The 12,287-nt window shown below is 70.8% G+C and carries 13 protein-coding genes; 4 read left to right on the top strand and 9 right to left on the bottom strand.

Annotated elements, in window-relative coordinates; all coding sequences use genetic code 11:
• A partial coding sequence (locus VN520_RS08115; protein ID WP_325746171.1) for an amino acid permease occupies positions 1-316 on the bottom strand: 316 nt, incomplete at its 3' end.
• Between the two features lie 127 nt (positions 317-443).
• Positions 444-2,468 (bottom strand): heavy metal translocating P-type ATPase, encoded by a 2,025-nt coding sequence (locus VN520_RS08110; RefSeq protein WP_325746170.1) that lies wholly within the window; start codon positions 2,466-2,468, stop codon positions 444-446.
• 96 nt (positions 2,469-2,564) lie between these two features.
• Between VN520_RS08110 and VN520_RS08105 the strand changes: the two genes are divergently transcribed.
• Positions 2,565-2,951: a metalloregulator ArsR/SmtB family transcription factor gene (locus VN520_RS08105; protein WP_325746169.1), complete on the top strand. Its 387-nt coding sequence runs from the start codon at positions 2,565-2,567 to the stop codon at positions 2,949-2,951.
• A 50-nt stretch (positions 2,952-3,001) separates the two neighbouring features.
• Positions 3,002-4,015 carry an MsnO8 family LLM class oxidoreductase gene (locus tag VN520_RS08100; protein ID WP_325746168.1) on the top strand — a complete coding sequence of 338 codons (1,014 nt, stop codon included), beginning with the start codon at positions 3,002-3,004 and terminating at the stop codon, positions 4,013-4,015.
• Between the two features lie 3 nt (positions 4,016-4,018).
• On the opposite strand, the gene VN520_RS08095 is transcribed toward VN520_RS08100, so the two are convergent.
• From VN520_RS08095 to VN520_RS08080, 4 genes are all read right to left on the bottom strand, one after another.
• On the bottom strand, positions 4,019-4,408 hold the full coding sequence (locus tag VN520_RS08095; protein ID WP_325746172.1) for a DUF2267 domain-containing protein: 390 nt from the start codon (positions 4,406-4,408) through the stop codon (positions 4,019-4,021).
• Positions 4,409-4,584: 176 nt separating this feature from the next.
• Positions 4,585-4,776: a DUF6381 family protein gene (locus VN520_RS08090; protein WP_325746167.1), complete on the bottom strand. Its 192-nt coding sequence runs from the start codon at positions 4,774-4,776 to the stop codon at positions 4,585-4,587.
• 111 nt (positions 4,777-4,887) lie between these two features.
• The gene (locus VN520_RS08085; protein WP_325746166.1) at positions 4,888-5,508 is read right to left on the bottom strand and encodes an L-threonylcarbamoyladenylate synthase; all 621 of its coding nucleotides are present in this window, start codon (positions 5,506-5,508) and stop codon (positions 4,888-4,890) included.
• A gap of 216 nt (positions 5,509-5,724) precedes the next feature.
• Positions 5,725-7,086, bottom strand: coding sequence for an FAD-dependent oxidoreductase (locus VN520_RS08080; RefSeq protein WP_325746165.1), 1,362 nt, complete (start codon positions 7,084-7,086; stop codon positions 5,725-5,727).
• 321 nt (positions 7,087-7,407) lie between these two features.
• Here VN520_RS08080 and VN520_RS08075 point away from each other — a divergent pair, with 321 nt between their 5' ends.
• Entirely contained in the window at positions 7,408-7,851 is a 444-nt protein-coding gene (locus tag VN520_RS08075) for a nitroreductase family deazaflavin-dependent oxidoreductase (RefSeq protein ID WP_325746164.1), read from the top strand.
• Between the two features lie 379 nt (positions 7,852-8,230).
• Here the strand turns inward: VN520_RS08075 and VN520_RS08070 are convergent, their stop codons facing one another.
• Entirely contained in the window at positions 8,231-9,385 is a 1,155-nt protein-coding gene (locus VN520_RS08070) for a Gfo/Idh/MocA family oxidoreductase (RefSeq protein ID WP_325746163.1), read from the bottom strand.
• Between the two features lie 106 nt (positions 9,386-9,491).
• Positions 9,492-10,466 (bottom strand): acetylxylan esterase, encoded by a 975-nt coding sequence (locus tag VN520_RS08065; protein ID WP_325746162.1) that lies wholly within the window; start codon positions 10,464-10,466, stop codon positions 9,492-9,494.
• Between the two features lie 129 nt (positions 10,467-10,595).
• Between VN520_RS08065 and VN520_RS08060 the strand changes: the two genes are divergently transcribed.
• Positions 10,596-10,871, top strand: a complete 276-nt coding sequence (locus tag VN520_RS08060) for a DUF2087 domain-containing protein (RefSeq protein ID WP_325746161.1) — start codon at positions 10,596-10,598, stop codon at positions 10,869-10,871.
• Between the two features lie 281 nt (positions 10,872-11,152).
• Here the strand turns inward: VN520_RS08060 and VN520_RS08055 are convergent, their stop codons facing one another.
• A complete protein-coding gene (locus tag VN520_RS08055) occupies positions 11,153-11,977 on the bottom strand; it encodes an aldo/keto reductase (RefSeq protein ID WP_325746160.1) in 825 nt (274 codons plus the stop codon).
• Positions 11,978-12,287: the final 310 nt, after the last annotated feature.

Genomic DNA, 12,287 nt, shown 5'->3' with positions numbered 1-12,287 from the left:
AGCCGAAGGCGGAGAAGAAGCCGAGGTACTCGCCGAACCCGGCCTTGGCGTAGGCGTAGACACCGGCGTCGAGGTCGGGCCTGCGCACGGCCAGCGTCTGGAACACGAAGGCGAGCATCAGCATGCCCGTACCGGCGATCGCCCAGGCGATCAGCGCCCCGGTCACACCCGTCTCCTGGGCGAAGCGTGACGGCAGGGAGAAGACCCCCGCGCCCACCATGGAGCCGACCACCATCGTGGTGAGGGTGAGCAGCGTCATCCTGACGGCGGTGGCAGGTCCTTCGGGGACATCGGTCCCGGTTCGGGAGCTGGTCATGAAGTCCCCTCATGCGGTGCAGACACGAGGGGACTTTAGCGGCAAAATGCACCTGATGCCCGATAAGTGGTGATGTCGGCCGTGGGGCGCGGCCGGGCCGGGCGTTGCTGCTTCCTGCGGCGGAAGGTCAGCCGGTGGCAGCGGAGGGCCGGGTGGAGGGCTGCGCTGCGTCCCCACCGTGCCCGGCCGCGCGGCGCCAGGCCGATTCGCGTAGCAGCCGGAGGCCGTTGAGACCCACGATGACTGTCGAGCCCTCGTGCCCCAGGACGCCCAGCGGCAGCGGCAGATGGCCGACGAGATCCCAGATCACCAGGCCGGAGATGAACACGCCGGCGACGACCAGGTTCTGCACGACCAGCCGACGGGTCGCCCGGGACAGAGCCACCACCGTGGGCACGGCGGCCAGTTCGTCACGGATGATGACGGCGTCCGCCGTCTCCAGCGCGAGATCGGACCCTGCCCGCCCCATCGCGATCCCGATGTGGGCGGCGGCCAGCGCGGGCGCGTCGTTGACACCGTCGCCCACGACCAGGACCCTGCGTCCGGCCTTCTCCTGTTCGCGGACGGCGGCCACCTTGTCCTGGGGGAGGAGCCCCGCCCGGACGTCGGTGATGCCCGCCTCGGTGGCCAGACGGGCAGCGGCACGCGGGTTGTCACCGGTCAGCAGCACGGGGGTGCCACCGGTCAGACGGGCCAGCGAGGCAACGGTCGCCGCGGCGTCGTGGCGCATGCGGTCGGCGATCCCGATGACTCCGACCGGCAGGCCGTCGCGCATGACGAGCACCGCGGTGCGCCCCGTCTCCTCCAGGCCGGCGACCGCCGCGCCGGCCGCCCGGGTTCCCGCGGATGCGGTGATGCCGCGCAGGAGCCGGGCGGGGGCGCCGACCGCGATTGGGCGGCCGTCGACGACGGCGGTGACCCCGGTGCCCGGGGAGGAGACGAAATCCGTGGCCGGGGGCAGGGGCAGGCGTCGTTCCTGGGCGGCGGTCACGACGGCGCGGGCCAGCGGGTGCTCGCTGGGGTGCTCGGCGGCGGCGGTCAGGGCCAGCAGCGTGTCCTCGGTCAGTCCTGCTCCGGCCAGGGGGTGGACACCGGTGACGCGCGGAGTGCCCTCCGTGAGGGTGCCGGTCTTGTCCAGCGCCACGGCGTCCGCCTGTCCGAGGCGCTCCATGACGACGGCGGACTTGATGAGGACGCCGTGGCGTCCCGCGTTGGCCATGGCGGAGAGCAGGGGCGGCATGGTCGCCAGGACCACTGCGCACGGGGAGGCCACGATCATGAACGTCATGGCACGCAACAAGCTGCCCGTCACGTCGTCGCCGAGAGCGAGGGGGAGGAGGAAGACGGCGAGAGTGGCGGCCACCATGCCGAGTGAGTAACGCTGCTCGACCTTTTCGATGAACAACTGGGTGGGGGCCTTGGTCCGGGAGGCCTCCTCGGTCATCGCGACGATCCGGGCGATGACCGACTCGGAGGCGTCCCGCTCGACGACCACCCTCAGCGTGCCCGTACCGTTCAGTGTTCCGGCGAAAACCTCGTCCCCGGGGCCCTTCGTCGCGGGCAGTGGTTCGCCGGTGATGGTGGCCTGATCGACCTCGCTCGCACCGTCGAGGACCCGGCCGTCGGCGCCGATACGCTCACCGGGCCGGATCCGGATGACATCACCGGCCAGCAGTTCCTCGGTGGCGACGTTCTCCTCGGCGCCGCCGGCGGTGATCCGGGAGGCGGTGGCCGGGGCCAGGTCGAGGAGGCTGCGGACCGCGTCCTGGGTGCGCGCGGTGGCCAGTGCCTCCAGCGCACCGGAGGTCGCGAAGATGACGATCAGCAGCGCTCCGTCCCTCACCTGCCCGATCGAGGCCGCACCGAGCGCCGCCACGATCATCAGCAGGTCCACGTCCAGGACCTTCCCCCGGAGCTCCCGCAGTCCCGACAGGGCCGGCTCCCAGCCTCCCGCGGCGTAGACGAGCGCGTACAGGGGACCCCATGTCCAGGCCGGCGCACCGGCCAGATCCATCGGAAGCGCGAGCAGGAACAGCACCAGGGACGCACCCGCCCAGCGGGCCTCGGCCAGCGCGAGGACGCGCGTGCGGCGGCGGGGGACGCCGGTGGCGGGGACGGTGCGCGAGGGGCGCGGGAGCACAGCAGCGGGCATGACGGAAGGACCCCTCACGGGTGGTGGAACGACGACGCCCTCACCGTACAGGAATATATGAACAGGTCTTCATGTGTCATCCGTAGAATGGGCGCCATGGGTCACGGACGCGACGAGCAGACCACCGCCACCACCCGCGAGCGCCTGGACGCCGTGGGGGCAGCAGGTGTCGCCGCGACCCTCCAGGCGCTGGCCACACCCTCCCGGCTGCGGATCCTGGCGCGCCTCCAGGAGGGCCCGTGCGCGGTCGGTGATCTCGCCGAAGCGGTGGAGATGGAGCCTTCCGCCTGCTCCCACCAACTGCGTCTGCTGCGCAACCTCGGTCTGGTGGCAGGCGAGCGGCAGGGGCGCTCCATCGTCTACGCCCTGTACGACCATCATGTCGCCGAACTCCTCGATCAGGCCCTCTATCACGTCGAGCACCTGCGTCTCGGCCTCCGTGACACGCCCGCCGAGATCGCCGCAGCCGCCTCGGGGCGCTGAGCGCGCGACGACGCGGGGAATCCCGGCGCGGCCGTCGCGTTGAACCATGCGTGAGCTCTTCCATCGCATCGACCCGCTTCTCCTTCCTCGACCGTTCCCGCATCCGCGAGGGGGACGACGGCCCGCAGGCGCTGCGGGACACCATCACCCTGGCCGGCACGGCCGAAGCCCTCGGCTACCACCGTTTCTGGGTGTCCGAGCACCACGGCGTGCCCGGTGTGGCCGGTTCGGCGCCGACCGTGCTGGCCGCCGCCGTCGCGGCCGCGACCTCCACCATCAGGGTGGGGACCGGCGGCGTGATGCTCCCGAACCATCAGCCCCTCGTCGTGGCCGAGCAGTTCGGTGTGCTCGCCTCGCTCTTCCCCGGCAGGATCGACATGGGCCTGGGACGCTCGGTCGGCTTCACCGACGGGATCCGCAGGGCCCTCGGCCGGGACAAGGAGGACGCCGACGCGTTCGCCGGGCAGCTCGCTGAACTCCTCGGATGGCTGGACGGCACCCAGCAGGCCCACCCCCAGGTCCACGCCAGGCCCGCCGAGGGGCTGCGGATCCCCCCGTACGTCCTGGCGACCGGCGAGGGCGCCGGCATCGCGGCGGCGGCCGGTCTGCCGCTCGTCGTGGGCGATCTGCGTGGCCGCGACAAACTGATACGGGCGGTCGAGGTCTACCGCAGCGCATTTCGTCCCTCCGCATGGGGCCAGGAGCCCTATGTGATCGTGGCGGGCACCGTCGCGGTCGCCGGCACCGCGGAGGAAGCGCGGCGGCTGCTGGTCCCCGAAGCCTGGTCCATGGCGTACTCACGCACCCATGGATCCTTCCCGCCGCTGGCGCCGGCCGAGCGGGTCGAGGCATCGGCCATGACCGAGAAGGAACGCGGCCTGTTCGAGAGCGGACTGCGTGGACACCTGGCGGGCACCGAGGAGACGGTGAAGGCCGGACTCCGGCGGGTGATCGAGGAGACCGGCGCCGATGAGGTGCTGGTCACCACGAGCACGTACGACCGTGAGGCGCTCGTGGACTCCATGCGGCGGCTCGCGCGGATCGCGGGCCTGGGCGCGGACTGAGTGTCAGCCATCGCCGGGATGACCGAACAGGAGGTCGTACCCCGGGGGCAGCTGCAGGAGAAGCCGCTGGAGCAGTTCCTCGCCCGAGGCGTCGGCCACCACGCTGAGTACCGCGCTGGTGTCCCATGCCGCAGTCCGCTCGTTCGCACCTTCGATCCAGACCGAGACCGCGCGCACGAACCGTTCGGAGCTGAGGGGTTCGGCCGCCTGCAGAGGGTTCAGGAGGATGAGTGCGAACGTCTCAGGCAACCGTGCGGCCAGCTCGTTGCGCTCCTCGCCGACCAGATGTGCCCCGAGCAACGCCAGTACCACGCGGGATGCGCGCTCCGCCTCCAGGGCCGAAGGATAGGCGCCGCGTTCCTGGACGGCTTCGAGGAAGGCCTGCCATCTCATGTACGTCACCGGTTCCCCTTCACGGAGCGCGAGCGAAGAGCGGGGCGGGGGAGGGGAGGCCCGTACCCCGCTCTCCGCGCATCTGTCGCATTCACCTCATTTCCGGTACTAACATGCCGTCCCGGTGAGGGCAAGCGGGGCCTCGGCGAGGAGCGCCCGGAGCCGCATCACGCGGCCTACTCCATGGGGTAGATGTCTCCGCTCGCCATGCCGCTGAACTGCACACTCCGGGATTCGAGCCGGTGTGCCTCGTCCTGGAGGCGCCGGCGTTCGGCAGGGTCGGTGGCCTGCTCGGCGGCTCTTGTGAGATCCTCGGCCCGGCCGCGCATCTGCCGGAGGCGGCTCCGGACATCTTCTGACTCGCTCATGATCACTCCCTGGCACTGGGCGGAGCAGACCCTTCCACCGAACCAGGCACCCGGGGGCGCGCGCATCTCAGCGGGGGCGCCGGAAGCGCGGAGTGACCGTGCGGGCGGTGGCTACTCGAAACGGGACGGATCGCCGGCTCCCCGGCGTACGACCTCCAGCTCGCCACCGGAGAAGTCGATGACGGTGGTGGGCTCGGTGCCGCAGTCGCCCGAGTCGAGCACGACGTCCACGACGTGGTCGAGGCGCTCCTTGATCTCCCAGCCCTGCGTCAGGGGCTCCTCCTCGTCCGGCAGGAGCAGCGTGCTGGACAGCAGCGGCTCACCGAGCTCGGCCAGAAGCGCCTGCGTGACGGTGTGATCCGGGATGCGGACACCGACGGTCTTCTTCTTGGGGTGCAGCAGCTGCCGCGGCACCTCTCTGGTCGCGGGAAGGATGAAGGTGTAACTTCCGGGCGTAGCCGCCTTGATGGCGCGGAAGACGTCGTTGTCGACCTGGACGAACTGGCCGAGCTGCGCGAAGTTCTGGCACACCAGGGTGAAGTGGTGGCGGTCGTCGAGGTTCCGGATCGACCGGATGCGGTCGATCCCGTCGCGGCTGCCCAGCTGGCATCCCAAGGCGTAACAGGAATCGGTCGGATAGGCGACGAGGGCGCCGGACCGGATGCTCTCGGCCACGTTGGTGATGGTGCGGCGCTGGGGGTTCTCGGGGTGCACATCGAAGTACTTGGCCATTCGGCGAGTCTACGGCCTCGGGGGATCCGCGTTCCGCCTGCGGCGGGCACGGACAGCTCCTGGTCCCCTCTCCTGCCGCAGGGCCGGTGAGAGCGGGGGAGGCGTACGTCCTGGAACAGCGCTGAGGCTGGGGCCGCCGAGCCCGCCCGGCAACAGCAACGCGCCCTTGGAGCCCTCCGGCGGAGGGCTCCAAGGGCGCGGTCGTTCTGCCGGCTGTCAGGCGCCGGACGCCTCCAGCATGGCCGTGCGCTCGACCACCTTGATGCGCTCACGGCCCTGCTCGGCGCCGAGCGCCTGCTCGTGGGCGTCCAGGCGGTGCCAGCCTTCCTTGGTGGTGTACCGGACGCCGCGCTGCTCCAGGAAGTCGACGATCGCGTCGGCTCCGGGCTGTGCGGGGGCGGGCAGCCGTCCGGCGGCGTGGTCCTCCAGCAGGCAGGCCACGGTCTCGTTGGCGTCGCCCTTGGTGTGCCCGATCAACCCGATCGGACCACGCTTGATCCAGCCCGTGACGTACACCGAAGGCATCGGCTCGTCACCGGTCAGGACGCGTCCGGCCGCGTGCGGGACGGTGCCGGAGACCACGTCGAAGGGCAGCTTGGGGAGCTCCTCCGAGTAGTAGCCGACCGCGCGGTAGACGCTCTGCACGTCCCAGTCCGTGTGACGGCCCGTGCCCTTCACGTTGCCCGTGCCGTCCAGCTCCGTGCGCTCGGTGCGCAGAGCCACGACGCGGCCGTCCTCCCCGACGACCTCCACCGGGGACTCGAAGAAGTGGAGGAACAGCTTGTGGGGGCGGTCGCCCACGTCCCGGATCGCCCAGTTCTCCAGCGTGGAAGCGACCATGTTGGCCTGCTTGTTCTCCCGCCGGGTGGCGATCGAGCCTTCGTCGTAATCGATGTCCTCGGGGTTCACGATGACCTCGATGTTCGGCGAGTGGTCCAGCTCGCGAAGCTCCATCGGGCTGAACTTCGCCTGGGCCGGACCGCGTCGGCCGAAGACGTGCACCTCCAGCGCCTTGTTCGCCTTGAGCCCGTCGTAGACATTCGCGGGGATCTCGGTCGGGAGCAGCTCGTCCGCCGTCTTGGCGAGGATGCGTGCGACGTCCAGGGCCACATTGCCCACCCCGAGCACAGCGACCTTCTCGGCCTCCAGCGGCCAGGTGCGCGGAACCTCGGGGTGCCCGTCGTACCAGGCGACGAACTCGGCGGCGCCGTACGAACCCTCCAGCTCGATCCCGGGTATGTCGAGGGCGCGGTCGGCGTCGGCGCCGGTGGAGAAGATCACGGCGTCGTAGAAGGACCGCAGGTCGTCCAGGCCGATGTCGTCGGGGTAGTCGACGTTGCCGAACAGCCGCAGCTGCGGCTTGTCCAGGACCTGGTGCAGCGCCTTGACGATGCCCTTGATCCGCGGGTGGTCCGGAGCCACTCCGTACCGGATCAGGCCGAAGGGAGCGGGCATGCGCTCGAACAGGTCGATCGATACGCCCGGCTCCTGGGCGGCCTCGGATTTGAGAAGCGCGTCCGCTGCGTAGATTCCGGCGGGACCGGCTCCGACGATGGCGACGCGGACGGGGCGTGTCATGGAGTGTTGTTCCTTAGGGCGGACGAGCACGGGCAGAGTGCAGCGGGTAAGGCTTGGCTTACTCCGCTGCCCCCACGGTACGGCCTATGACCGGAGAGGCCTGGAGTGGGGCGAGAGGATATTTCGGAAATAAACGAACGTTTATGTATAAAAAGGCTCGGTTTCTGTGAGGGGAACCCCGCCCGGCCGTCTCACGGCGGTCCAGGGAATGAGACAGGAAGGCGTGGGCAGGCTGTACGCCGGTGCCTCTGCGTGCTCCCGGACCGTGCCGGAGCCATGATGGGCACGCGGCAGCAGCACTCCGACGAGAGGACAGATGTCATGCCGATCGAGGGCGAGTACGAGCCGAGCCCGACGACGTGGGTCCGTGAGCAGGTCGAGCTCATCGAGAGTTCCGGCGGGACACAGGGGACCACCCTGCGCGGCATGCCCGTCATTCTTCTGACGACGCGCGGAGCCAGGAGCGGAAAGCTCCGCAAGACCCCGCTCATGCGGGTCGAGCACGAGGGTGAGTACGCCGTGGTCGCCTCCCTCGGCGGCGCTCCCAAGCACCCCGTCTGGTACTACAACGTGCGGGCCGACCCCCATGTGGAGCTGCGGGACGGGACCGTCCGGCAGGACATGGTCGCCCGCGAGGTCACGGGGGAGGAGAAAGCCCTCTGGTGGGCCCGGGCGGTCGAGGCGTTCCCCGACTACGCGGACTACCAGACCAAGACGGACCGGGAGATCCCGGTCTTCGTCCTCTCCCCGGCCGGAAAGGGCTGAGACCGGCCAGGGGCGGGCGGGGTCCGGGGGCGCGGCCTGCCCCGCTCGGCGCCGCCACCACCGCAGTCGGCCCGGTCGGACAGACCGGGCCGGCGCAGGCTCCCGGGGGCGCCGCGCGCGCCTGTTCCCGGCCGGAGGAGCCGGCCCCGACGGGCTGTGCCGCTACCGGTGCGGACCGCCGACCGCGCCGGGGACCCGGTCGGGGCTCCGGCGGCCGGTACCCGGTGACGGCGGGTCACGATCGCCTCCGGAGCCTCCCACGCGCCCGGCGCCCGGAGACGTAGCGCAGCAGTTCCGCCCCCGTCACGGTCGCCGTCCCCGCCCCCGTCGCCGTCGTGGAGAGGCGATCTTCTGCCGATGGGGGGCTCCACCGCCTCGTTCATGCCGGGGCTTCCGCAGGCCGCTCGGGTGCCCAGCCGGGAGCGTTGCCGTGCAGCGCGCCGTAGTCCGGATCACCGGGTCCGATCTCGCCCGCGCGTACGGTGCCCCCCGTGAAGGCTGCCTTGTACAGAGCGGTGACCAGCTCGAGGCTCTTGCGGCCGTCCGCTCCGCTGCTCCGCGGCCTGCGTCCGGCGCGCAGATCCTCCAGCAGGCCTTTGAGCTGCGCCTCGTGCGAGCTGGGTACATCCGGCCCGAAGTTCCGCCAGGCGTCCGCCTCTTCGGAGGTGACTCCGGGCGCCGGTGTGATCCGCCAGTCCGCATTGCGATGCCCGTACAGATGGGTGAGTTCGACCGTCGCGCGTTCGCAGTCGATCCGGATCCGGCTGACCTCGTCCGGGCTGAGCACGCTGTTCACGACGGTGGCCATCGCGCCGTTCTCGAAGCGGATGAGCGCGGTGGAGATGTCCTCCGTCTCCACGTCGTGCACCAGACGCCCCGCCATCGCGCGGATCTCCGCCCACGGCCCCAGCAGATCGAGCAGCAGGTCCATCTGGTGGATGCCGTGCCCCATCGCGGGCCCGCCGCCTTCGCTGCTCCAGCTGCCGCGCCAGGGGGCGGAGTAGTACTCCTCGTCCCGGTACCAGGTGGTCTGGCAGTGGGCCACCAGCGGCCGGCCCATCGCCCGGTCGGCGAGCAGTTTGCGGACATGCCGGGAGCCCGAGCCGAAGCGGTGCTGGAACACGATCGCCGCGTACGGTCCGTTCTGCTGAGGCCGCTCCTGCGCCTCGATGGTGTCGAAGTCCTCCAGTGACGGGCAGGGGGGCTTCTCGCACCACACCCACGCCCCGGCGCGCAGCGCGGCCACGGACTGGTCGCGGTGGAACCGGGGCGGGGTGGCGAGGGTGACCAGATCGGGACGCTGTTCGGCGAGCATCCGGTGGAGATCGGTGTACGGACGGGTGATGCCCGCGTCGGCGCAGAACGCCTCGGCCGACGCCGCGTCGACATCGACGGCGGCGACGATCTCCAACGGCTGCCCGGCGGCAAGCGCGGTCAGCGCGGGCAGATGGCTGCCACGCGCGATCGCACCCGTACCGACGATCGCGACCCGTACCGGCTCGCAGTGCGAAGGATGGCTGGTCGTGGCAAACACCCCTTCAGGCGGAGATATGTGCACTCACCGGACAGCAAGCGCTTTCTCCCCGGGAAACCTAGGCTCCGGGTGCGAGACAGGTCAAGGGGTCCGGGCCACGTCTGTGTCAGGCCTTCAGCAACCGCGGGAGCCACGCGAGCTGAGCCGCGTGCTGGAACGGGCCACCGCCCTCGTGGTCGTTGAAGTCGTACACCTCGATCTCCTTGTCGGCGTGCGCGTACGCGTTGAACGCGGCGAACACCGTGGAAGGCGGGCAGGTGAGGTCCTCCATGGCCACGGAGAACAGGGCCGGTGCCCGGCCCCGGGCGGCGAAGTGGACCCCGTCGAAGTAGGCGAGTGTCCTGTGGGTCTGTTCGGCCCTGCCGCGGTGCGTCTTGAGGTAGTCGCCGATCTCGCGATACGGCTTGCGGTCGGTCACCCGGGCCGCCCGGGGGAAGTCGCAGAGGAACGGCACGTCCGGTGCGACGGCCGCCAGGTCGGGGACCAGCCCGGCGACCGCGAGGGCGAGGCCGCCGCCCTGGCTCGCGCCGAGCACGGCGGTGCGGGCGGTGTCGGCCAGCGGGTGCGAGCGGGCCGCTTCCACCGCGCGTACCGCGTCCGTGATCACCCTGCGGAAGTAGTACGTGGCAGGGTCCTCGATGCCCCGGGTCATGAATCCGGGCACCGAGGGACCTGAGCCCACGGGGTCGGCGGTGTCACCCGGCGCCCAGACACCGCCCTGGCCCCGGGTGTCCATCACGAAGTGGGCCATGCCGGCCGACGCCCAGAGCAGGTGCTCGTGGGGCAGGCTCCGTCCCCCGCCGTAGCCGATGAACTCCACGACCACCGGCAGAGGTTCGGTGGTTCCGGCCGGTATCACGAACCAGCCCTTGACGGGGTGGCCGCCGAAGCCGGTGAACGTCACGTCGTACACGTCGACCGTGACGAGGCCGAGGTCGGCGCACAGTTCGAAGCGGGCGTCCAGTTCGTGGGCTCCGGCCTCGTCGAGCGTGCCCGACCAGAACGCGTCGAAGTCCTCGGGCTCCACCGACCGGCTGCGGTAGGCGTGCAGTTCATCGAGAGGAAGATCGAACAGGGCCATGCGGAACCGCCTCATGTCGCAAGATGAATGAATGGTCACACCATAAGGCGGTCAGCTCGAACATCAACAGGTTCTCGGATTGCGGGAAAACGCGTTGCCCGTCGGACCGGCTGCTGCGAGGCTGCCGGCATGTCCGGCACGCAATCCCGAGGTTCGCGCCAGGTGACCTCACTCTTCTCTGGTGGACGCCTGACGGTGATCCCCCGGAAGCCTGCCCGCCGCGAGCAGTTGCTGGTGCACCTCGCGCACACGCTTTTCGAGCGCGGCCGCGTCTACACGGAGCGCGAGGTCAACGACGCGCTGCTCACCGTGCACGAGGACTGCTCGGCCCTGCGCCGCCACCTCGTGGTCGCCGGCCTGCTGGAACGGCCTCTGGACGGCAGCAGCTACCGGCGCGGCCGTTAGTGCCGGGGCAGGCGGCGTTCACCCTGGCGTGATATCCCGACACGCCCTCTCGCCGCACCGGCCGGAAATCCGAGGGCGTCCCGTACGAGGGCGTCCCGTACGAGGGCTTCCGGCCGGCCCGCCGGGAGCACGCACCGGTCGCCGCTCCTCGGCGGGCGAACGCCGCCTGCCGCGCCACTGCCCGCAGACCGCCTTCATACGTCATCGGGTCCGGGCGGGCGCTCTTCGCGCCTGCCCGGACCCGATCGGACCACGGCCCGCGAACGGGCCGGCGCTGCGGTTCAGTTGAGGGTGTCGGGGTCGGGACCGGTGCGCATGCCGCGGTCCAGACCCGCGATCGCGTCCATGTCGGCGGCCGAGAGCTCGAAGTCGAACACCTCGATGTTCTGCCGGACGCGTGCGGGCGTGACCGACTTCGGGATCACGACATTGCCGAGCTGGAGGTGCCAGCGCAGAACCACCTGCGCCGGAGTCCTCCCATGGCGTTCGGCGAGGGAGGCGAGCACCTGGTCGTCCAGCAGTGCGCCCTGCGCCAGCGGGCTCCAGGCCTCGGTGGCGATGCCGTACTCCGCGTGCACGGCGCGCAGCTCGCTCTGCTGGAGACCGGGGTGGAGCTCGATCTGGTTGACCGCCGGGACGAGGGAGCTCTCCTCCCGCAGGCGGCGCAGGTGTCCGGGCTGGAAGTTGGAGACACCGGCGGCCCGGATCCGGCCGTCGGCCAGCAGCTTCTCCAGTGCGCGCCAGGTGTCGACGTAGAGGTCGCGCGCCGGGGTGGGCCAGTGGATGAGGTAGAGGTCCACATGGTCGAGTCCGAGCTTGGCCAGGCTTGTGTCGAAGGCGGCGAGGGTGGCGTCGTAGCCCTGGTCCGCGTTCCAGAGCTTCGTCGTGACGAACAGCTCCTCACGGGCGAGGCCCGACCCGGCCAGCGCCCGGCCCACGCCCGCCTCGTTGCCGTAGACGGCAGCGGTGTCGATGGAGCGGTAGCCCGCCTCCAGCGCGCCGGTGACCGCGGCGGCGGTCTCGTCGTCGGGTATCTGGAAGACGCCGAAGCCGAGCTGCGGAATCGTGATGCCGTTGTTGAGCGTGACGGTGGGGGCCGTTGACATGGTGCTACCTCTCGTGATGCCGAATCAGACTGGCGCGCGACGGTTACGTGCGTACACAATAATTGCATACGCGGGTTAATGGCAAATGGCGGTAAAGCTGACACGGCTTACCGGGGATCCGTGAACGAGTCGGGCCGCGCCTCGTCGCGCCCCGTCCCCTGCGCGTCCGTGCCGACCGACCGGCGCGGTGCCTCGTGGGACTTCGCCGAAGCCCGTGCGCCGGGCCGGACCGCCCGGGGTGCCGCCCTCCCCGGTGCCCCGCAGCGCGTTTGCCGCCCGCCGCCCAGGGGCTGTTCCGGATGGCGCGGGC

It is taken from the genome of Streptomyces sp. (genome assembly GCF_035563135.1).
Taxonomy (GTDB): domain Bacteria; phylum Actinomycetota; class Actinomycetes; order Streptomycetales; family Streptomycetaceae; genus Streptomyces.
The sequence above is the reverse complement of the archived record's forward strand: the minus strand, read 5'-3'. Positions and strand labels throughout refer to the sequence as shown.

Excerpts from the sequence above, each read along its gene's own strand:
- VN520_RS08090 (WP_325746167.1), bottom strand. The coding sequence starts at position 4,776 with ATGAGCGAGTCAGAAGATGTCCGGAGCCGCCTCCGGCAGATGCGCGGC.
- VN520_RS08080 (WP_325746165.1), bottom strand. The coding sequence starts at position 7,086 with ATGACACGCCCCGTCCGCGTCGCCATCGTCGGAGCCGGTCCCGCCGGA.
- VN520_RS08095 (WP_325746172.1), bottom strand. The coding sequence starts at position 4,408 with ATGAGATGGCAGGCCTTCCTCGAAGCCGTCCAGGAACGCGGCGCCTAT.
- VN520_RS08085 (WP_325746166.1), bottom strand. The coding sequence starts at position 5,508 with ATGGCCAAGTACTTCGATGTGCACCCCGAGAACCCCCAGCGCCGCACC.
- VN520_RS08065 (WP_325746162.1), bottom strand. The coding sequence starts at position 10,466 with ATGGCCCTGTTCGATCTTCCTCTCGATGAACTGCACGCCTACCGCAGC.
- VN520_RS08055 (WP_325746160.1), bottom strand. The coding sequence starts at position 11,977 with ATGTCAACGGCCCCCACCGTCACGCTCAACAACGGCATCACGATTCCG.
- VN520_RS08110 (WP_325746170.1), bottom strand. The coding sequence starts at position 2,468 with ATGCCCGCTGCTGTGCTCCCGCGCCCCTCGCGCACCGTCCCCGCCACC.
- VN520_RS08075 (WP_325746164.1), top strand. The coding sequence starts at position 7,408 with ATGCCGATCGAGGGCGAGTACGAGCCGAGCCCGACGACGTGGGTCCGT.
- VN520_RS08060 (WP_325746161.1), top strand. The coding sequence starts at position 10,596 with ATGTCCGGCACGCAATCCCGAGGTTCGCGCCAGGTGACCTCACTCTTC.
- VN520_RS08105 (WP_325746169.1), top strand. The coding sequence starts at position 2,565 with ATGGGTCACGGACGCGACGAGCAGACCACCGCCACCACCCGCGAGCGC.